18 protein-coding genes, 2 tRNA genes and 2 pseudogenes are annotated in these 18,729 nt (G+C 57.7%); 11 read left to right on the top strand and 11 right to left on the bottom strand.

Features of this window, described 5'->3' with window-relative positions:
* Nucleotides 1–8: 8 nt before the first annotated feature.
* Nucleotides 9–2,459, bottom strand: a complete 2,451-nt coding sequence (gene priA / locus ACZ46D_RS08545; RefSeq protein WP_464927025.1) for a replication restart helicase PriA — start codon at nt 2,457–2,459, stop codon at nt 9–11.
* A gap of 190 nt (nt 2,460–2,649) precedes the next feature.
* Nucleotides 2,650–3,519 (bottom strand): UTP--glucose-1-phosphate uridylyltransferase GalU, encoded by an 870-nt coding sequence (galU, locus tag ACZ46D_RS08540; protein ID WP_464927024.1) that lies wholly within the window; start codon nt 3,517–3,519, stop codon nt 2,650–2,652.
* A gap of 115 nt (nt 3,520–3,634) precedes the next feature.
* Between galU and tilS the strand changes: the two genes are divergently transcribed.
* From tilS to ACZ46D_RS08525, 3 genes are all read left to right on the top strand, one after another.
* Entirely contained in the window at nt 3,635–5,110 is a 1,476-nt protein-coding gene (gene tilS, locus ACZ46D_RS08535) for a tRNA lysidine(34) synthetase TilS (RefSeq protein ID WP_464927023.1), read from the top strand.
* Nucleotides 5,111–5,137: 27 nt separating this feature from the next.
* Nucleotides 5,138–5,214, top strand: a tRNA-Arg gene (locus tag ACZ46D_RS08530).
* A gap of 238 nt (nt 5,215–5,452) precedes the next feature.
* The gene (locus tag ACZ46D_RS08525; RefSeq protein ID WP_464929274.1) at nt 5,453–5,851 is read left to right on the top strand and encodes a response regulator; all 399 of its coding nucleotides are present in this window, start codon (nt 5,453–5,455) and stop codon (nt 5,849–5,851) included.
* Nucleotides 5,852–5,952: 101 nt separating this feature from the next.
* Here ACZ46D_RS08525 and ACZ46D_RS08520 read toward each other — a convergent pair whose 3' ends face one another.
* The 8 genes from ACZ46D_RS08520 to ACZ46D_RS08485 form a co-directional block, all read right to left on the bottom strand.
* A complete protein-coding gene (locus tag ACZ46D_RS08520) occupies nt 5,953–6,258 on the bottom strand; it encodes a DUF6763 family protein (protein ID WP_464927022.1) in 306 nt (101 codons plus the stop codon).
* 32 nt (nt 6,259–6,290) lie between these two features.
* Nucleotides 6,291–6,473 (bottom strand): Rho termination factor N-terminal domain-containing protein, encoded by a 183-nt coding sequence (locus ACZ46D_RS08515; RefSeq protein WP_464927021.1) that lies wholly within the window; start codon nt 6,471–6,473, stop codon nt 6,291–6,293.
* 46 nt (nt 6,474–6,519) lie between these two features.
* Nucleotides 6,520–6,966 (bottom strand): universal stress protein, encoded by a 447-nt coding sequence (locus ACZ46D_RS08510; protein WP_464927020.1) that lies wholly within the window; start codon nt 6,964–6,966, stop codon nt 6,520–6,522.
* Between the two features lie 53 nt (nt 6,967–7,019).
* Complete coding sequence (locus ACZ46D_RS08505) at nt 7,020–7,358, bottom strand: inorganic pyrophosphatase Ppa (RefSeq protein ID WP_464927019.1); 339 nt, start codon at nt 7,356–7,358, stop codon at nt 7,020–7,022.
* Between the two features lie 152 nt (nt 7,359–7,510).
* Entirely contained in the window at nt 7,511–7,897 is a 387-nt protein-coding gene (locus tag ACZ46D_RS08500) for an acyl-CoA thioesterase (protein WP_464929273.1), read from the bottom strand.
* 100 nt (nt 7,898–7,997) lie between these two features.
* A complete protein-coding gene (locus tag ACZ46D_RS08495) occupies nt 7,998–8,120 on the bottom strand; it encodes a hypothetical protein (protein WP_464927018.1) in 123 nt (40 codons plus the stop codon).
* A gap of 52 nt (nt 8,121–8,172) precedes the next feature.
* Nucleotides 8,173–8,691 (bottom strand): thioredoxin family protein, encoded by a 519-nt coding sequence (locus tag ACZ46D_RS08490; RefSeq protein WP_464927017.1) that lies wholly within the window; start codon nt 8,689–8,691, stop codon nt 8,173–8,175.
* 37 nt (nt 8,692–8,728) lie between these two features.
* Nucleotides 8,729–11,977 carry a UvrD-helicase domain-containing protein gene (locus ACZ46D_RS08485; protein WP_464927016.1) on the bottom strand — a complete coding sequence of 1,083 codons (3,249 nt, stop codon included), beginning with the start codon at nt 11,975–11,977 and terminating at the stop codon, nt 8,729–8,731.
* 184 nt (nt 11,978–12,161) lie between these two features.
* On the opposite strand from ACZ46D_RS08485, the gene ACZ46D_RS08480 reads away from it, so the two are divergent.
* The 6 genes from ACZ46D_RS08480 to ACZ46D_RS08455 all read left to right on the top strand — a co-directional run bounded on the left by ACZ46D_RS08480 (nt 12,162) and on the right by ACZ46D_RS08455 (nt 16,981).
* A complete protein-coding gene (locus ACZ46D_RS08480) occupies nt 12,162–13,085 on the top strand; it encodes an NAD(P)/FAD-dependent oxidoreductase (protein ID WP_464927015.1) in 924 nt (307 codons plus the stop codon).
* A gap of 19 nt (nt 13,086–13,104) precedes the next feature.
* The gene (gene tadA / locus ACZ46D_RS08475; RefSeq protein WP_464927014.1) at nt 13,105–13,566 is read left to right on the top strand and encodes a tRNA adenosine(34) deaminase TadA; all 462 of its coding nucleotides are present in this window, start codon (nt 13,105–13,107) and stop codon (nt 13,564–13,566) included.
* A 38-nt stretch (nt 13,567–13,604) separates the two neighbouring features.
* A tRNA-Ser gene (locus ACZ46D_RS08470) sits at nt 13,605–13,696 on the top strand.
* A gap of 113 nt (nt 13,697–13,809) precedes the next feature.
* On the top strand, nt 13,810–14,331 hold the full coding sequence (locus ACZ46D_RS08465) for a transcriptional activator RfaH (protein ID WP_464927013.1): 522 nt from the start codon (nt 13,810–13,812) through the stop codon (nt 14,329–14,331).
* Between the two features lie 173 nt (nt 14,332–14,504).
* On the top strand, nt 14,505–15,575 hold the full coding sequence (locus ACZ46D_RS08460) for a Wzz/FepE/Etk N-terminal domain-containing protein (protein ID WP_464927012.1): 1,071 nt from the start codon (nt 14,505–14,507) through the stop codon (nt 15,573–15,575).
* An 83-nt stretch (nt 15,576–15,658) separates the two neighbouring features.
* Nucleotides 15,659–16,981, top strand: coding sequence for a nucleotide sugar dehydrogenase (locus tag ACZ46D_RS08455; RefSeq protein WP_464927011.1), 1,323 nt, complete (start codon nt 15,659–15,661; stop codon nt 16,979–16,981).
* On the opposite strand, the pseudogene ACZ46D_RS08450 reads toward ACZ46D_RS08455, so the two are convergent.
* Nucleotides 16,979–17,234, bottom strand: a pseudogene (locus tag ACZ46D_RS08450) (IS1595 family transposase); the annotation flags it as partial. The gene ACZ46D_RS08455 and the pseudogene ACZ46D_RS08450 sit on opposite strands and share 3 nt — an antisense overlap.
* A gap of 41 nt (nt 17,235–17,275) precedes the next feature.
* Between ACZ46D_RS08450 and ACZ46D_RS08445 the strand changes: the two are divergent.
* Both ACZ46D_RS08445 and ACZ46D_RS08440 read left to right on the top strand, forming a co-directional pair.
* Nucleotides 17,276–17,523: pseudogene (locus ACZ46D_RS08445) on the top strand (NAD-dependent epimerase/dehydratase family protein); the annotation flags it as partial.
* A 185-nt stretch (nt 17,524–17,708) separates the two neighbouring features.
* Entirely contained in the window at nt 17,709–18,725 is a 1,017-nt protein-coding gene (locus ACZ46D_RS08440; RefSeq protein ID WP_464927010.1) for an NAD-dependent 4,6-dehydratase LegB, read from the top strand.
* Nucleotides 18,726–18,729: the final 4 nt, after the last annotated feature.

Here is an 18,729-nt window from a genome sequence, read left to right as displayed (position 1 = left end):
CTGTGCTTCTATAGCATACTCTCCGGATCAACGTCCACCGACAAATTCACCGCTCCAGCCAACCGGGTGTGCTCCTGTTCCAACTCCAGGCAGAGGGAGTGCAGCTCTTCGAGGTCCGGCCCTTTGAGGAGGATCTGCCAGCGGAATCGGCCCCGCAACCGGGCCAGGGGCGCCGGGGCCGGGCCGAGGATGGCGGTTTTTTGATAGCGGCGCAACGTTTTTCCCTTGGCGGCGAGGACTTCTGCCCGTTTTTGCACCAACTCTTCCTGCTCGCCGTCGAGGACCAGGTTGATGAGGCGACTGAAGGGCGGATAGCCCAGGGCCTTGCGCAGCCCGATCTCTTTTGCGAAAAAACGGGGGTAATCGTGGTCGCGGGCAGCGGCGATGCTGTAATGGCCGGGTTGGTGGGTCTGGACGATGACCCTACCCGGCTGTTCGCCACGGCCCGCCCGGCCGGTCACCTGGGCCAGGAGCTGGAAGGTGCGCTCGCCTGCCTTGTAATCGGGCATACCCAGCCCGGCATCGGCCCAGACAATGCCCACCAGGGTGACATGGGGGAAATGATGGCCCTTGGTGATCATCTGGGTGCCGACCAGGATGTCCACCTCCCGGTCATGCACCGCCCGGAGGATACGGAGGAAATCCTGGCGGTTGCGGGTGGTGTCGTGGTCGAGCCGGGCGATGCGGGCCTTGGGGAACATCCCCGCAAGCTCCTCTTCGATGCGTTCCGTGCCGAAACCGATGGGAGAGAGGTTTATCGAGCGGCAATTGGTGCAGACCGTGCGGCTGTTGGTGGCATAGCCGCAGTAATGGCAGACCAGTTCGCCCCTCCCCTTATGCAGGGTCAGGGTTATCCGGCAATGGGGGCATTGCACCGCCTGGCCGCAGTCGGAGCAGAGCATGCAGCCGGCAAAACCGCGGCGGTTTAAAAAGACCAGGCTTTGCTCCTGCCGGGCCAGGGTTGCCCGCAGCGCCTGTTTGAGTTGCGGGGAAAAAAGCGGCGGCCGGCCGGAGACCGTGTTCACCGCCTGGAGATCGACCAGTTCCACCTGGGGCAGGGGCCGATTTTCTATGCGGCTCGGCAGGTTCAACAGGGTGTACTTGCCGTTGAGCGCGTGCTGGTAGCTGGCCAGCGACGGGGTGGCCGAGCCGAGCAGCACCGTGGCCCCGCCCTGGCTGCCCCGAAGCAGGGCCAGGTCGCGGCCTTGGTAGCGGAGGCTGTCTTCCTGCTTGTAGGCGCCGTCGTGTTCCTCATCGACGATGATCAACCCCGGGTCACCAAGGGGGGCAAAGATGGCGGAGCGGGCGCCGATTACGATGCGGGCCTCCCCGGAAACAACCCGCTGCCACTGGTCAAAACGCTCGCCTCGGGCCAGGCCGCTGTGGAGCAGGGCCACCGTCTCGCCGAAGCGGGAAAGAAAATGCGCCTCCAGCTGGGTTGCCAGGGCGATCTCCGGCACCAGGACCAGAACGCTGCGGCCCAAGGCCAGGGTGGTTTCCGCCGCCTGCAGGTAGACCTCGGTCTTGCCGCTGCCGGTGACGCCATGCAGCAGGAAGGGTGCGTATTGTTTTTTGGCGATGGCCGGATTCAGTTGGGTCAGGGCATTCTGCTGATCAACGGTGAGTTGGGTGGGCCTGGGGTAAAAAAGCGGGGTTTCGCCAAAGGGGTCGCGATACACCGGGCGTTCTGTCAGACGGATGATGCCCCTTTCTGCCAGCGAGGTGAGGGCTTTGGCCGCGCCGCTGTATGCCTTGGTCAGCTCCCTCCGGGGAAGCCCTTGCGTCGAATCTGTCTGCAGCTCCTCAAGGAGGGCGAGGGTCTTCGTTTCCGAGGGCTTGAGGGTGGCGCGGATTTCCGGGGCAAGCGGTTCGGCGGCCAGGAGCAGGCAGGTTTCGGTCTTCTGGCCGATGGATGCCCCGGAGATAATCTGTTCCAACGAGATCAGCCCCTGTTCCCCCCACTGCTCAATGAGCCGTCTTTCCTTGCCCCGCCAGAGCTTGCGCACGGTGGCGGCGCTCAGTTTTTTGTTGGCCAGCAGATTGGCGAGCCAGGGATGGTCCTGGGAAAGGTGTGGTTGGTCGGTAAGAAAATAGTGCAGCCCCGCCTCGGTAACCTTGAGCTGGCGGCCGCTTTGCGAGGTGAGTCCGCCGGGCAGCGCGCCCCGGATCACCTCGCCGATGGGATAATGGTAGTAGCGGGCCACCCAGCGAAAAAAGGGAACCAATGCTTCCGGGAACACCGGGAAGGCATCGAGGATCTCGGTCACTCGTTTGAGCCGGAACTCTGGCTTTTCTTCGGTTAAGGCCAGCACATAGCCGGTGAGCAACCGTTTGCCCAAGGGAACCAGCACCCGCTGGCCTGGGACGGGAATCTCCCCGCTGGTAGGGACGGCGTAGGTCAGGGTCTGCGGCAGGGGCGCGGCTACGGCGACTTCCAGATAGGTGGGGGATGCGGACATGGGGCCTGTGGGTGAAAGTGAGAGGCCGCCCTTCTGCTTGGCAGAGGGGCGGCCCGGTATGGAGACTCGGTATCAGCCCTTCCGGCCTCTAAGCCGTTGTTGAAAAGTAGAGGGCCAATTGATTGACCAACGCGGCATAAGGAGCCATAACGAAATAATCTTACAGAGATGAGTTGGTTCGCAACGGCTCCTAAAAATCCGCGCAGACTTCCTTGATGTGTTTCTTGAACTCCTTGCATACCACGGGGTGCCGCAGGGCATAGGCGACAATGGCCTTGAGATAGCCGAGCTTGTCCCCGGCGTCGAAGCGGGTGCCGGTGAATTCATAGGCATACATGGGCCGCTGTTTGGCCAGGGCCAGCAGGGCGTCGGTGAGCTGGATCTCCCCGCCGTGGCCGGGGGTGGTTTTTTCAAGCATGGCGAAGATCTCCGGGGTCAGCAGATAGCGGCCGATGATCGCCAGGTTGGAGTCGGTGGTGCCGGGCGCGGGTTTTTCCACCATGCGGTCTATCTGATACACCCCTGGCCTGACCTGGGTTCCCTCCACGATCCCGTACTGGTTGGTTTCCTCGGTCGGCACCTTCTGGATAGCCACGATGGGCGCGTCCAGTTCCTCGTGCAGGGTGAGCATCTGCTGGCAGCACGGGACCTTGCTCAAGACCAGGTCATCGCCCAGCAGCACCAGGAAGGGTTCGTCGCCGATGACGTTTCGGGTGGTCCAGATGGCGTGGCCCAGTCCCAATGGTTTTTTCTGGCGGACCGTGGTAATGTCGATGAGGTTTGAGATGTGGTTGATCTCTTCGCAGAGCGCATCCTTGCCCTTTTGCCGGAGGATGGTGTCGAGTTCGAAATCGTAGTCAAAATGATTCTCGATGGCGGATTTGCCCTGGCTGGTGACAAAAACGATCTCTTCGATCCCGGAGGCGACCACCTCTTCGACAATGTACTGGATGGTCGGCCTATCGACGATGGTGAGCATTTCTTTGGGGATCGCCTTGCTGGCGGGGAGAAAGCGGGTGCCCTTGCCGGCCACCGGGATAACAGCTTTGCGTACGTTCATGGGAGACCCGTTGCTGAGTGTTTTTCTGAAAAAAAGGAGACGCTTTAAGTATGGCATATCACATAGCCAAAGACAACCGCTTGTTCAAGGGAATAATGATCACCAGCCGGGACCTATGCATTTTTTCGTAAAAAAGGTGGGAGAAACCATTCGCCGTGAGGGGCTGCTTGTTGCCGGCGAGCGCTGTGTCGTGGCCGTTTCCGGTGGACCGGATTCCATGGCCCTGCTTCAGGTGCTGGCGCAGCTGGCCCCACCCCTGGACCTTTTTCTGGTGGTTGCCCATGTGGATCATGGCCTGCGGCCCGAGGAGGCGGAGGCGGAGGCGCGCCTGGTAGAGGAAGCGGCCCAGGGGCTGGGGCTTGCTTATGAGTGCGGCAGGCTTGATGTTGCCGCCTGTGCCCGAGAGCAGGGACTGTCCCGTGAGCATGCGGCCCGCAATCTGCGTTACGGATTTTTGGCGGAGGTGGCGGTGCGGTACCGGGCCACGAAGATTGCCGTGGCCCATACAGCGGATGATCAGGCCGAGGAGATCCTGCTGCGGCTTATCCGGGGGACCGGCCGTGCGGGCCTGACCGGGATGGCGAGGCTGCGTGATGGCCTTGTGATCCGGCCTTTTTTAGAAATAGCCAAGGAAGAGATTCTTGGCTATCTTGCCGCGGAAAACATTCCCTATTGCCTGGACAGCTCCAATCGGCAGCGGATTTATCTGCGCAACCGGATCAGGCTCGATCTGCTGCCCTACTTGCAAGAGCATTTCAACCCCAATATCGGCAATTCCCTCCGAGAAACGGCGGCGATTTTACAAGGGGAAGAAGAGCTGCTGGCAGAGATGGCCAGTCAGGCTTACAATCAGGTGGTTGCGGAGGAGGACGGCGAATCGGTCGGGCTGACGATCCAGCGGGCGGATTTTTTGTCTCAGCCCTTGGCCATCAGGCGGCGCATTCTGGAAACAGCCTGCTGGTATATGGGTTGTCGGCCAACTTTCAGGCAGATTGCCCAGCTCCTCTCTCTGGCTGAATCCGGGGCCGAGGGGGCGGAGTTGCATCTGGCCCAAGGGTTGCGGGTTGTCACGACAGAGGGGCGGCTGGGATTTAGCTATCCCCAGGGGCGGCAGGCGGTGCGTGGCAATCTTTCGGAGGCGGGCACGGAAGAGATTCCTTTTGCCAGGGAGTTTTCCGGCCCGGGGGAGTATTTCCTTGAAGATATTGGGGTAATGGTCACGCTTCGTCTTCTGGATGCGCTTCCTGCGGATTGGGAATCCCAGACTCCGGCGACCCTGTACTGCGATGCCGGAAAGATCCGTTTCCCTCTGATGGCCCGGTCCTTCCAGGTGGGAGACCGGTTTCACCCTCTGGGGGCACCGGGCCGGAAAAAGGTCGGTGACTTTTTTACCGATCATAAGATTCCCCCGGCCCAACGGAACCGGATACCCATCCTGGCCGACCAGGAGGGGATCATCGCCATCCTCGGTGTGCGCCCTGACCAGCGGGCGGCCATTGGCCCCAGTAACAGAAGGATCCTCGCCGTAAGCCTGCACCCTTTGGCGACCGGTGAAAATGGCTTTACTGAAAAAGCGATACATGGTAAGTAAGTGGCCACTGCGAACATGAAAACCCGAGGGCGGGTAGCTCAGTTGGATAGAGTGTTGGCCTCCGAAGCCAAAGGTCGTGGGTTCGATCCCCGCTCCGCCCACCAGAAAATATAAGGAATCAGCCGTAAAAGGTTGGTTCCTTTTTTTTGTGGATATGCCGCCTGGCTTGGGAAGAATCTTTCCTGCACTCTCTTCGCCTTCGCCCTGGAAGGACGATTTGTTCCATGAATAGCTTTGCTTCCTTTCCGGCCTCCGTTATAATCGGGAATCAGGGGCGTTACCAGCGCTCCGTCTGCTTCGATAATCTGGCGAAAGCCTCTACCTGGCAAGTGTTGCGAAATGATGGAGCCCGATCCTCACATGAAGGTGTTGGTGGTTGATGATTCGCTGGTCATGCGGAGGATCATCACCAATCACCTGCGGGCTTTGGGGTATTCCAACATCCTTGAGGCGGACAACGGGGAAAAGGCGCTGCGGATTCTGGAGCAGGAACCGGTGGACCTGATTCTTTCCGACTGGTGCATGCGGGTCATGCATGGCATTGAGGTGTTGCGCAGTGTCCGAAAAAATGAGGCAACCAAGAACATCCCCTTTATCATGGTAACGGCCGAGGCGCAGCCGCACCTGATTCTTGAAGCGATTCGGGCTCAGGTCAGTGATTATGTGGTCAAGCCCTTTACTCGGGAGAATCTGCGGGAAAGCATCGAGAAGGTTCTTGCCTTGGGGCAGGTGACTGGCTGAAGGCTGCAAGTAAAGATTTTACCGAATGAACATTGTCGGGGCTTGGGCACATCTCTTCATGCTGAGGTGGTTGCCTGGAAAGAACTGTCCTCAGGCGAATCTTACTCGTCAGGCTCTGGCAACGGCTCTCCCCAATCGTCATCCTCTTGCTTTTCTGCCGGGCAACCGCCCGGGGTGTCATCGTCCTGATCAGCCGAATCATCAAACAGCCCTGCTTCGTCTGGCGGGGCAATGGCGGCAAGATCGGCCTCCTGCCAGGCTTCGAGGGTGATTTCTTCGGGGGTCCCATCGTCATGCTGGAGTTCAACAATCCCCTCCTCCTCGTCAACGGTGACCACGAAAAAGCGGGCGCCATCCTCGATGGCCTCGTACCAGTTGCCTTCAATGGGTTCTATATCGGTCGGCATGCTTTTTTTCGTCCGGGGAGAGCGAGGTGTTGTTACATGAACAGGCAATCCTCCCGCCAGCTACAGTCTTCCTGGCTGCAATGCTCCAAGGCCGAGCCGAAACAGGGGAAGTTGCCTTCTTTCTCCTGGATGGCGCGGATGAGATCCTCTTTTTTCATCTTGCCGGGCTTGAGGCCAAGCTCTTTCGCCTTTGCTTTGATGTCGGGCATCTTCATGGAAAACCTCCGTGGATGTTGGAAATGATGCGGTAACTCCGTATCTTTAAAGGCAGGGATTCATGCTGAGCACAGGGCAGCTGGCGGTTTTGATTACTCGCTCGGTAACGCTGCCGAACAGGGCTTTTTCCACCCCTTTGCAGGTCTGGGTACCGATCATGATCAGGTCGCAGCTTTTGGCCTCGGCGTGGCGGACGATTTCTTTCGGGACATTGCCGTTGAGCACCGCGCTCGCATGGGGGATGTCCTTGTCCATGTTTTCGGCGATGAATTCCGTCATCTTGCGTTTGGCCCGTTCGAGCAGGTCCTTTTCCAGATTTTCCAGGGGCAGATGGGGCACGGCAAAACCGGCATAGGCGTCAAGGCTTTCCACGACAAAAACCACCTCGATGGCCGCCCCGAATTTGCGGGCGATCATGGTGGCGGCTTGTAGAACCCGGTTGGAATGTTCGGAAAAATCCGTGGGGACCAGAATTTTTGTGATGTTGATCATGGTCGAGCCTCCCGTTGGAAAGAGATGTTGGAACAGTCTGGCGCTTGCCTTATTTATGGCCTGGTACTTTCCACCACAAAAGGGGTGCTGCGTATGGCAATGCTTTTTTTCTTGACCCAGAGCCTGGCCATGGGGATCACCTCGCCGTCCATGGTGACGATGTTGGCCAGCTCTTCAACGTAGGAGATGTCCGGTGTTTTGAATTCGTAATAAAAGGTGTTGTCGCTGTAAGGGTCGACCACCAGAATGATTTTCTCCGGGTTGGTCGGGTGTTTTTGGGGGGCGCCGGAAAAGGCGATGTGGGTGTCGCGCAGGCGTTTTTCGTCGTTGGGGCGTTGGTACACCTGGATCTCAAAACGAATTACCGCCTGGGGGAAATTGGAGAGGGGCATGGCTGACCTCTGCACCGTGTGCTGATTGCCTTGTCGGCAACAACCGTATCGAAGCTCTTACTTCATAGTATACAGATTCTCCGGAGTGAATCAAAAAATAAAGTGATCGTGGGTAATTTTTCGCCACCATCCCTGGCCGGTCCAGGCAGGCATTATTTCTTCACCGGAATCGGGCGCATGGCTTCGTCAACTGCGACAAAGGTGAAAAGCCCCTCGATGGCCTTTTCCCTGGTTTCGTCGTACATCTGCTCAAGATATACGGTCACCCGCACCTGGATGCTGGTGTTGCCGATCTTGACCACCTGACCGATCAGTTCGACAAAGGTTCCGGCCGGGATCGGCGTCTTGAAATCGATGCGGTCCGAGCAGACGGTGACGATTTTTTGCCGGGAAAAGCGGGTGGCGGTGATAAAGGCCGCTTCGTCCATCCACTGCAGGGCCGTACCGCCGAACAGGGTGGCGTAGTGGTTGGTGGTGTTGGGGAAAACCGCCTTGGTGATGCGGGTTTCAGCGGATTCCATTCTCTGGGTAATGTTCATGGCGGCCTCGATGGCTGTCTGGGGGGAAAGCGTTGCGGAGGGAAAGGGTTGCGAGCAGGACGGGCGATGCGACCGATCCTGCCCGCACATGGTCTTTCTGCTAAAGCGAGATCAGATACAATGCCGCAACAACACAGAGAAAGATAATGCCGACCTTGAAACAGGCTTCCGGTTCATCGTGGCCGTAGCCGTGGGGGTCGTCGTGGTGATCGTGGGCGCTCATGGGCAAACTCCTCCTTGGTTGGTGATGGTTTCTGATTTTTGGAAAATATCCTTTATTCTACCCGCTTCACTCGTAATTTTTCACCCTCTTCCCGAACCCATTCCTCGACCTCTGTCGGGGATGGCATCCGTCCGGCGCATTTCACCGCGCCGTTGATGATCAGGGCCGGGGTTTTTGTGACCCCGAAGCGCCAGATCTCATCGAGGTCATGCACCGACTCCATGTCGGCGGCCAGGCCGAATTTTTGCAAGGACTCAAAGAGCATGGCGCTGAGTTTGTTGCAGGTTACACAGCCGGAGCCCAGCACCCGGACGGTGAGGATTCCCGGTTCGGCTCCTTGTCTGCCCTGACGGCGTCGGTATTCTGCGAGCAAGGCCTCCCGATAGATCGGTTCTGCTGTTGCGGGGACGTAATTTTCCCTGGCAATGGTACCGAAAAGAAAATCCACCGCGGCCTTTTCCTCCATCTGTCCGGTCAGTGCCTTGTTCAGGGCCTGGTCAAGGCCGATCAGGCCAACATTGGCCGCGCCGATTCGGATGGTGCGGGGTGCTGGTCTGTCCTTGTTTTCCATGGGATTCCTATTTGTGATAAGCGTTTGCCAATTTTCGCTAAAAAAGTGGCAGTTGCCGACCGCCGGCATTGCGTCGTTTGGCCAGGGGCTGCTCAGCCGTACTCAGCAAAGAGGCCGGAATCTCCTGGATAAAGCGGGAGACGCGGTGGTCGGCGGTTCGATTGAAAACGGTGCGGCTTGCCGCGGCGCTTAAGACCAGGCTCTCTTGCGCCCTGGTCATGGCAACATAGAAGAGACGGCGCTCTTCTTCCACATCGCTGTGCAGATTGGCAATGGTGCAGGGGAGGATTTCCTCTTCAATGCCGGCCAGAAAGACCACTGGGAATTCCAGCCCCTTGGCACCATGCATGGTCATGAGAGCCACGGCTTCGGCCCGTGCGTCATAGGCGGTGGCCAGGGCGTTTTGTCTAAGATGTTCGCAAAAGGTCTGGAGGTCGTGGCCAAAGGCGTTGGCCAGTTGGAGCAGCCGCTTGGCCTCGGCCCCCTGAGGATCGATGCCCAGTCCGGGCATGGCCTCGGCCAGGGGGAGGGCAAGTCCATGCTCCGCCGCCGTGCGGAAGTTTTTGAGGGTTTCTCCCATCCTCCCGATGCTTTTTGCCGCAGCGGCTGGGAGGGGAAGGGCAAGCGCTTCGCTGGGGAAATCAGGGCAGCGGAGGGGCAGCTCTTTTTCCAGGAGGGAGATGGTTGCCTCTCCGACCCCTGGAAGGTCTGCCATCAGCTGGAGATGCTCGCTTAAGCCCGCGTCCGGTGCACTGGCCAGGAGGAAATGGCAGGCGGCTTTCAGGTCGGCTTTCAGGTAAAAGGGGGTGGCGCCAACGAGCTGGAAGGGGATGCCTTTGCGATGCAGGGCTTCGGCAATGGGCTCGGCCATCTGGCTGAGCCGGTAGAGGATGGCGAAGTCGGCAAAGCTCCGGGCCTGGCCGCTGCTTTGGCCTGCATGCCGGGAAAGGCTGCTGATGCCGCCCAATCCCTCTTCGATGCGGTGCACGATAAACTCCGCCTCGGCCTGGGCATTTTCCGCCTGATGCCACTCGATGAGTGCCGCGCTGGTGCTTTCGGCCACCAGCTGGGTATCGCCGCTTTGCCGGTTCCGCCGGATGAGAGCGGCGGCGCCATCGATAATGGCAGGGGCGGAACGGTAGTTGCGGATCAGGGCCAGGGTGGTGACGCCCACCCTTTCGCGGAACCGCTGGAACAGGGTGAGGTCGCTGCCGCGAAAGCCGTAAATGGCCTGGTTGGGGTCGCCGATGGCAAATACCCGCGCCTGTTCGCCAAGCAGCAGAACCAGCTGGTACTGGGGATGGTTCAGATCCTGGAATTCGTCGACAAAGAGATGGGCCACCCTGCCACTGACCTGTCTGGCAAAGGCGGGGTCTCGGCTAAGGCGCTCCACGCACCAGGGGATGACCAGGTCGAGGTCAATGGCCTTGTTCGGCATGAGTGAGGCAAGATAGCGCGCAAGGAGATCCGGCAGGGCTCCGTCGGCAGGGAGCGTCCCCCGGTTGAGCTGGTCAACGTAGGCGGTAAGTTGTTTTTTTAGGATATGGTGTTCGGCCCGGGGCATGGCCGGGAAGGCCTTGCGCAGATAGAGGTCGCGTTCCTCCTCGCCGATGACCACGAGGTCGGGGGTTTCCTTGCGCAGCAGGGCCAGGCAATAGCCATGGAAAGTGCCCACGAAGATGGCCTGGGCTGCCTCGCCGAGGTCACGGCTCAAGCGCTCTTGCATCTCGCGGGCTGCCCGGTTGGTGAAGGTGATGGCCACCATCTCTTCTGGGTGGGCATGCTCCGCACCCAGCAGATGTTCGATCCTGGCCACCAGGGTAAAGGTTTTGCCGGTGCCCGGCCCGGCAGCAACGAGGATGGATTCTCCCTTGCTGGTGATGGCGGCCAGCTGTTCCGGATTGGGCTTTCTCTGGGCTTTTGGTATCTCGGTGGGCGGAGGGAGCTTTTTTTCAGGGGGCAGCGGGCTGCGGCCCTGTTTTTTTACGGGAGCAGGGTTTTTCCCGGAAAACAGGCTGATCTGGCCGGCCAGCTCCTGCCGCTCCCCTTCGGCAAAGACCCGGATCACCCCGAATTCGCCATCGTAACCAGGGGTGCGGATGACCTTGCCCGTGCGGAGGCGGGCCACTGCCTCGCCCAACACCGGGGACATTCGATTGATCTCTTCCACCGGCGTGTCGAGCAGCAGGTTGAACTCCGACCCGAAGCGGTCAATGACCTTTGCGTACAGGGCCATCACCCCCTTGGTGGCCGGTCCGGCGCCGAGAATCTCGCCCAACACCTCGGGCAGCGGGATAAGGCTGTGCACCGCAGGTGAGCCGGGCGGGTAGTACGGTTCGGTCCGCTCGGCCAGTTCCATGACCCGGTGCAACACCCCCACGGTCAGGGGCCTGCCGCAGACCGGGCAGATGGCCCCGATTTTCCGGGTCTCGGCGGGCTCAAGGCAAACCCGGCAGTTCCGGTGGCCGTCGGCGTGGTATTTCCCTTCTTCCGGGTAGAATTCAATCGTCGCGGCAAAGGCGTCGGTCAGGGGATTTTTGAGGGCCTCGCGCAGATCGAAAAAGTTGAAGCCGGTGTTGAAGATATTGGCCTCCCTCCCGAGCTTGCCCGGAGAATGGCAATCGGAGTTGGAGATCAGGGCGAAGCGGTCCAGGGCCGGGATGAGCCGGTTCATGTCCGGGTCCGAGGAAAGGCCGGTTTCGAGAGCAAAGACGTGCGAGCTGAGATCGCCGTAGCATTCCTCAATGGTATTGAAGCCGGAGCGGGAGCCGAACAGGGAGAACCACGGCGTCCAGATGTGGGCCGGAACCAAAAACCCTTCCGGCGCTTTTTCCAGCAGGATTTCAAGCAGATCGCGGGAGTCAAGGCCCAGGATGGGGCGGCCGTCGGACTCGATGTTGCCGATGCCGGCCAGGACGCTGTTGATCCGTTCGGCCGAGGCGAAATCGGGTACGTAGAGCAGGTTGTGGACCTTGCGCACCGCGCCGTGCCGTTTGTAAATGGAGCTGATCTCGGCGGTGAGCAGGAAGCGGCTGGGCAGGGCAACCGGGATTGCCTGCGGCAGGGCCGGGGGAATCACCTCATTCTTGAGCTTGAAAAATCCCGGTTCGGCAGGAACCAGCTGCTCCTTGAGCTGACTGAACCAGCCGGGATGGGTGAAGTCGCCCGTGCCGAGGAGGTGGATGCCCTTGACCCTGGCCCAGGCGGCAAGGCCCTGCAGGTTGCCGGCCTTGCTGGTCGCGCGGGAGAAGGGGGAATGGATGTGAAGATCAGCGATATAGCGCATTTTTTCGTTGCCGTTAAAAAAGAGGGAAACCGACGTGAACCAATGAATCTTACACAGATTCACTCTTCCTGTCCACGCCCTATTTTCCTACGAAAAAGACGGAAAAGGATGGCCTTCCTTTGAGAAAATCGCTATATATTGAGCAGTTCATTTCGAACTTTTTTTAATGAGAGGGAGACCGGAAATGGTTGAACAGATAACAGGCGTGGTGATTATCGGCGCTGGCCCGGCAGGGTTGCAGGCCGCCGTGCACGCAGCCCGGAAAAAGGCTTCGGTGCTAGTGTTGGGGCGGGTGGAAAACAGCAGTATTTCCCAGGCCCATGTTGAGAATTATCTCTGTGTCGATGGCGTGACCGCTGGGGCAGAGTTGTTGCGGGTCGCCTTGGCCCAGGCCACTCGTTTTGGCGCGGAGGTGTGGCCCGAGGATGTTCTAAATCTTGGCCAGGAAGGAGAGCTGTTCACGGTCAAGGTGGAAAGCGGACGGCAGGTCACGGCCCGAACCCTGATCCTTGCCACCGGCACCTCACGTAAAAAGTTGAAGGTGCCTGGCGAGAAGGAGCTGCTGGGGCGTGGGGTCAGTTATTGTGTGGATTGTGATGCCAATTTTTATCGCAACGCCAAGGTGGCGGTGGTGGGCAACGAATCCGCCGCGGTGGACGGAGCCCTGACCCTTACCAAGTATGCCGCCGAGGTCCATTTGGTTTGTAAGGATATGACGGTCACCAAGGAGCTTGGCGAAAAGCTGGCCGCCAGCTCGGTGGTGGTCCATAAGGGAGTATGGCCTCAGGAGATCGTCGGCGAAAAGGCGGTGAGCGGTCTTGTGCTGGACAGCGGCGAGACCCTTGCGGTGGACGGGGTCTTTGTCGAACTCGGGGCCAAGGGGGCCATGGAGCTTGCCACCAGCATCGGCGTCCTGCTCGACACGGAAACCTTCTCCTTTATCGAAACCAACAAGAAGCAGGAAACCAATATCCCCGGCATCTATGCGGCCGGCGATATCGCCGGGCCTCCCTGGCAGATGGCCAAGGCGGTGGGCGAGGGGTGCGTGGCCGGCTGGGAGGCCGCCAATTATGCCAACCGGCTCAAGCGTACGCAGGAAAGCGCGTAACGTGCCGGATTTTTTGCCGATGGACTCCCCCGAACAGTACATGGCAGTCGCCCTTGCCGAGGCGCGGCTTGCGGCGGAGCGGGGCGAAGTGCCCATCGGCGCGGTGCTGGTGGATAGCGATGGACAGATCATCGCCCAAAACGGCAATCGCACCATTGAGCTGTGCGACCCAGGAGCGCACGCGGAGATGCTGGTGCTGCGACAGGCGGGCCGTTTGCAGGGGAATTACCGGTTGCCCGGCACCACCCTCTATGTTACTCTTGAACCCTGCGTGATGTGCGCTGGTGCCTTGGTGCATGCCCGGGTGAGCCGCCTGGTCTATGGGGCTGTCGACCCCAAGGCCGGCGGGGTAGTTTCCCTTTTTCAGGTCGGACAGGACACGCGGCTTAACCATCTGCTGGCAGTGGAAGGCGGTCTGCTGGCCGAAGAGAGCGCCACTTTGCTTAAGGATTTTTTTCGGCAAAGAAGGGTGAGGGCATAGGGGAGGAGCGGCTTCAGCCGCGATAATCTGCGTGAAACGGAGAGGTGCCAGAGTGGCCGAACGGGAGCGACTCGAAATCGCTTGACCTGAGAGATCAGGTCCGTGGGTTCGAATCCCACCCTCTCCTCCAGTCCTGCCGGAAAAAGATTCGGCAGGGCGTTTTGAAGTAAGGGGAAAAATGCGAAATTTCTTGCTGCGCCCGACACGGGCCAGCCTTTTAATCCCAGTATCCCTTCGCCTTGCATGAATCAGGACGCAGCAAGAGAGTGGTTCGCCATCCGCACCAAGCCCCAGCAGGAAAAGGTTGCCAAACTGCATTACCAACGGCAGGGGTATGTGGTCTATCTTCCCATGATGCGTACCATTGTCCGGCACGCCCGACGGACAGAAGAGAAGCTTAAGCCCTTTTTCCCCGGCTATCTTTTCTTGCATCTTGCCCCTCTCGAACGGAATTGGGTGGCAATCTCCTCCACCCGCGGCGCCTTGGGCCCGATATGTTTTGGCGACCAGTATGTGCCGGTGCCAGCCTGGATCATCGCCGACCTGCAGGCCAAGGAAGATGGGAACGGAGCGGTCCCCTTGGCGGATCTGCAGAAAAAAGGGCTGACTCCGGGCGCTGCGGTTTCGGTGCAGCTTGATGATGACACCTCTGCTCAGGGCCTGTTTTATTCATTCTCCGGTCAGGAGAATGTGGTGGTGCTTTTAAGTTTTCTCAATCGCCAGGTGAAGGCTACGCTTCCTCTGGATAGAGTGCAACGGCAATAAGGAGCGAAGGCTGTTTCATCTTTTTTGTTTAAGTCCCGTTTTTGTTTGACACTGGCTGAAAATGTCATGTATACCGGGGCAACGGTTGAGCAGGCGTTCACCCGAAGGGCGGTAGCGTGCCTTTTTCCCATTGCAGTGAATTTGTCTGGGATTGTTTTCAGAGAGGAAAAGATATGAAAGAGCAAAAGGAACAACAGTCGCATCAAGTATCGTCAGGGGTTTATCCTGTTGCTGTCTGCCCAGCAGACGATGAAATCAACCTGATTGACCTCTGGCGTGTTCTGGTGCGGCAGTGGAAGGTAATTGGTGTGATCACCGGTTTGTCGGTTCTGGGGGCTGTGGCCTATGTACTCCTGGCAACCCCGGTCTATGAAGCAGAAGCGATTTTGCGGCCACCTGAGAGCAAATATGTGGAGGCCTTGAATATCTCTGGCATTAGCCAGATATCCAGCGCTGATATATTTGCCAAATTTACAGGAAATCTCAAAACAGGGATTTTCCAAAACAGTTCCCTGCGCCAGCAGTTTGTTGTTGAAAACCCACAGTTTTCTTCCTTGCAAAGAAACCTGCTGGGTATCAAGGAGGGGGCGAAAAACGAACTCGGTTCCGTTTTTGTGAGCCTTCAGGGTTACGATTCCAAACTCGTGGCGGATTGGGTGAACGGCTTCATTCTGCTGGCAGAGAGAAGAACTCTTGGCGAATTATTTGATGGTATTGAAATAAAAATAGCCAATCAAAAAAGCGAGATACAGAATCAGCTCCAGGTAGCACGGGATTTTGCAGGCCAACGTCGTCTGGACAGGATTGCCCAACTGGAGGACCAGATAGCCATTGCCCGGGCTTCGAAGATCTTTGACCGGAAACTCTCCAACTATACAACGATGGCGAGCCAAAGCGTTGGGGTGACCTTGAACACTGCGCAAGAGCCGCTGTATATGCGTGGAGTCAAGGAGCTAACTGCTGAAAAGGCAGAACTGGAAAAGCGCAAGAATGACGAGCCGTTTATTGACGGGTTCCGGGATAAACAGGAGCGTTTGGCGCAGTTGGATGCAGGCTTGAAGCAGTTGCAGGCGGCAAAGGCAATTGCCCATGCTGTTATAGTTGATCAGCCGGCGACTCAGGCCAAAATTCCTGTAAAACCGAGGCGGAGGTTTGTGTTGGCTTTGAGTGTTGTGTTTGGGGCCATGATCGGGGTTTTTGTCGCGTTTGTCGTCAATTTTATCGAGCAGAAGAAAAAAAGATAATGAGAAGCCGGCACTCTGCCTGCGGTTCCCGCTAGCCTGTAACCTCTCTTGGGGTGGGCCACAATTTGTATCGGACGGAAAAAATGAACACTCTGGAAACACTGATTAAACGGTTTGAAACCCGTCGGGCTGTTGTCGGTATTGTCGGACTAGGCTATGTTGGTTTGCCACTGATGTTGCGTTTTCAGGCCGTGGGCTTTCGGGTACTAGGTATTGATGTCGACCCCCGCAAGATACAAAAACTTAATGAAGGGCAAAGCTACATCGCCCATATCCCTGCCGCCAGAATTGCCGAGGCCCGCCAAGCCGGTTTTGAAGCTACCAGCGATTTCAGACGGGCCACCGAAGCCGATGCCCTGATTATTTGCGTCCCCACTCCGCTCAACAAAAACCGCGAACCGGACCTTTCCTTTGTCACCGGAACCGTCGAGGCCTTGGTCCCTTACCTGCGTTCGGGCCAGGTTCTTTCTTTGGAGAGCACCACCTATCCGGGCACCACTGAGGAAGAACTGCTGCCGCGCATCGCCAAGGCTGGCTTCGAAATGGGCGAGGACTTTTTCCTAGTTTATTCGCCGGAGCGAGAAGACCCCGGCAGCAAGAACTTCAACCCTGGCAATATCCCCAAGGTAATCGGCGGCCATACATCTGCTTGTCTCAAGGCTGGCAATGCCCTCTATGCTCCTGCCATTGATAAATTGGTGCCAGTCAGCTCCACCAAGGCGGCGGAGATGACTAAGCTGTTAGAAAATATTTTCCGTAGCGTCAACATCGCTCTGGTCAACGAACTGAAGGTGCTCTGTCTGCGAATGGGTATCGATATTCATGAGGTCATCCGTGCCGCCGCCACCAAGCCCTTCGGTTTCATGCCGTTTTATCCCGGGCCCGGGTTGGGCGGCCACTGCATTCCAATTGACCCCTTCTACCTTACCTCCAAAGCCCGGGAATACGATATTTCCACCCGCTTCATCGAGCTGGCCGGGGAGATCAACAGCGCTATGCCCTATTTCGTGGTTCAGCGGGTGATGGAAGCCCTCAACGACCACGGGAAAGCCATGAAGGGTGCTAAAATCCTGATTTTGGGCGCGGCCTACAAGAAAAACGTGGACGACGATCGGGAATCTCCGTCCTATAAATTGATGGAACTGCTGCTGGCCAGAGGCGCATCGGTGGAATATAACGACCCGCATATCCCGGCGCTACGGGCGGGACGCAAACATGATTTCGGCCTCACCAGCACCCTGCTTAATGAATTCAACCTGGCCCAAGCCGATTGCATTCTGCTGGTTACCGACCACGAAGCCTACGATGCGGCCTTCATTATGCAACACGCCAAGTTAATCGTGGACACCCGCGACTTCTTCTTCGCCGACACACCGGAAGCCGCCAATAAACTATATAAAGCCTAACCCGAAAATTTGGGTCTTAACTTTGCCCTTGCGTTTGCCACCAAAATAACTTTTATCGACTTCGATCTCTCCTGAAAAATGAGTCTCATCTTCGACGGCTTTGCAAATGAGTTCTCGAAGGCGATGGAAATAATACGAGGCAGTAGACTTGTTAACCCCCTACCAGAACCGCTGTTGTACGTGCTGTTGTCCCAGCAACAAAGTGTTCGATCAGTCGGTCTTGTTTAGTTTTACTCAGTCTACTTTTTCTCATCCGACCATCCTAAATAATTTTCATTATCTAGGACAACCCCATTTTTTAATATGTTCGTCGCCGCCCGCGAGGCGCAGGTCCTGCGCTTTGTTTACGCGGCCTCCATCATCTCGGCCTGACCAAGGTGGGGGATATCATCGGGTTGCGTTACTTTAATATTTTCCGCCGCCGTCAGGAGCTGGAAGGTGCTTATGCCGTAGTTATCCCCAAATGGGTGGCGGCAATGGTCAAAAACGAAGCGGTCTTCATCAACGGCGATGGAGAAACCAGCCGGGATTTCTGCTGCGTCAGGTTATTTCGTTCAATCCCATTTGCATGAGTTCTGGTCCGAGAAAGCTAAAGCTCGGGCGCCTTTCGTCTCAGAAATTCGACGCTGGCGAGGGGGCAATATGATGAGTTGCGCACAACAAGTGCGACTGGCAATAAGTCAACCGGTGCCTATCTATCGTATTATAAACCAAGCGGTATGAACCTATGAATCCAACGACCAAAAACTCGACCATTCTTGTCACCGGCGCCGATGGCTTTATAGGCTCTCACCTTACCGAATCCCTGGTTCGCCAAGGCCATAAAGTCCGCGCTTTTGTGCTTTACAACTCGTTCAACTCATGGGGCTGGCTGGATCATTGCTCAGCCGATGTTAGGGGCCAGTTCGAGGTATTCGCAGGCGATATCCGCGACCCGCACGGGGTGAAAGAGGCGATGAAGGGTTGCGACGCAGTGCTTCATCTCGCCGCCCTCATTGCAATCCCCTATTCCTATCACTCGCCCGACACCTATGTCGATACCAATGTCAAAGGCACGCTGAATGTATTGCAAGCGGCGCGGGAACTGGGCGTTAAACGCGTAATTCATACCTCGACCAGCGAGGTCTATGGCACCGCGCGTTTTGTACCGATTACCGAAGAACATCCTTTACAGGGGCAGTCGCCATACTCGGCGACCAAGATCGCAGCCGATCAGTTGGCCTATTCCTTCTACGCATCCTTCGGTCTGCCTGTGGTGATTGCTCGACCCTTTAACACCTATGGTCCGCGTCAGTCCGCCCGTGCGGTGATCCCGACCATCATCACCCAGATCGCTAACGGAAAACGCCAGATCAAGCTCGGCGCGGTATCACCCACGCGTGATTTCAACTTTGTGAAAGACACAGTGGCGGGTTTCATCGCCACACTAAACTCAGACCTGGGTCTGGGCGAAGTCGTTAACTTCGGCAGCAATTTTGAGATTTCCATCGGTGACACGGCCCAGTTGATTGCAGAAGCAATGAACACAGAGATCGAAATCATCACTGACGAAGCCCGATTGCGCCCGGAAAACTCGGAGATTGAACGTTTGTGGGCCGACAACACAAAAGCCAAACAACTCTTTGACTGGCAGCCGAGCTACGGCGGGCGCGACGGGTTCAAGCGCGGCCTCGCCGAAACCGCCGAATGGTTCGCTCAGCCCGACAATCTGCGTGGCTATAAAGCGGATATCTATAACTTGTGAAAGC

The organism is Thiovibrio sp. Mzg5, assembly GCF_055379285.1.
Note: the sequence above shows the minus strand (reverse complement) of the source record. Positions and strands in the feature narration are given on the sequence as shown.

Coding starts and splice junctions, on each gene's coding strand:
- priA (WP_464927025.1), bottom strand. CDS start 2,459: ATGTCCGCATCCCCCACCTATCTGGAAGTCGCCGTAGCCGCGCCCCTG.
- galU (WP_464927024.1), bottom strand. CDS start 3,519: ATGAACGTACGCAAAGCTGTTATCCCGGTGGCCGGCAAGGGCACCCGC.
- tilS (WP_464927023.1), top strand. CDS start 3,635: ATGCATTTTTTCGTAAAAAAGGTGGGAGAAACCATTCGCCGTGAGGGG.
- ACZ46D_RS08525 (WP_464929274.1), top strand. CDS start 5,453: ATGGAGCCCGATCCTCACATGAAGGTGTTGGTGGTTGATGATTCGCTG.
- ACZ46D_RS08520 (WP_464927022.1), bottom strand. CDS start 6,258: ATGCCGACCGATATAGAACCCATTGAAGGCAACTGGTACGAGGCCATC.
- ACZ46D_RS08515 (WP_464927021.1), bottom strand. CDS start 6,473: ATGAAGATGCCCGACATCAAAGCAAAGGCGAAAGAGCTTGGCCTCAAG.
- ACZ46D_RS08510 (WP_464927020.1), bottom strand. CDS start 6,966: ATGATCAACATCACAAAAATTCTGGTCCCCACGGATTTTTCCGAACAT.
- ACZ46D_RS08505 (WP_464927019.1), bottom strand. CDS start 7,358: ATGCCCCTCTCCAATTTCCCCCAGGCGGTAATTCGTTTTGAGATCCAG.
- ACZ46D_RS08500 (WP_464929273.1), bottom strand. CDS start 7,897: ATGAACATTACCCAGAGAATGGAATCCGCTGAAACCCGCATCACCAAG.
- ACZ46D_RS08495 (WP_464927018.1), bottom strand. CDS start 8,120: ATGAGCGCCCACGATCACCACGACGACCCCCACGGCTACGGCCACGAT.
- ACZ46D_RS08490 (WP_464927017.1), bottom strand. CDS start 8,691: ATGGAAAACAAGGACAGACCAGCACCCCGCACCATCCGAATCGGCGCG.
- ACZ46D_RS08485 (WP_464927016.1), bottom strand. CDS start 11,977: ATGCGCTATATCGCTGATCTTCACATCCATTCCCCCTTCTCCCGCGCG.
- ACZ46D_RS08480 (WP_464927015.1), top strand. CDS start 12,162: ATGGTTGAACAGATAACAGGCGTGGTGATTATCGGCGCTGGCCCGGCA.
- tadA (WP_464927014.1), top strand. CDS start 13,105: ATGGACTCCCCCGAACAGTACATGGCAGTCGCCCTTGCCGAGGCGCGG.
- ACZ46D_RS08465 (WP_464927013.1), top strand. CDS start 13,810: ATGAATCAGGACGCAGCAAGAGAGTGGTTCGCCATCCGCACCAAGCCC.
- ACZ46D_RS08460 (WP_464927012.1), top strand. CDS start 14,505: ATGAAAGAGCAAAAGGAACAACAGTCGCATCAAGTATCGTCAGGGGTT.
- ACZ46D_RS08455 (WP_464927011.1), top strand. CDS start 15,659: ATGAACACTCTGGAAACACTGATTAAACGGTTTGAAACCCGTCGGGCT.
- ACZ46D_RS08440 (WP_464927010.1), top strand. CDS start 17,709: ATGAATCCAACGACCAAAAACTCGACCATTCTTGTCACCGGCGCCGAT.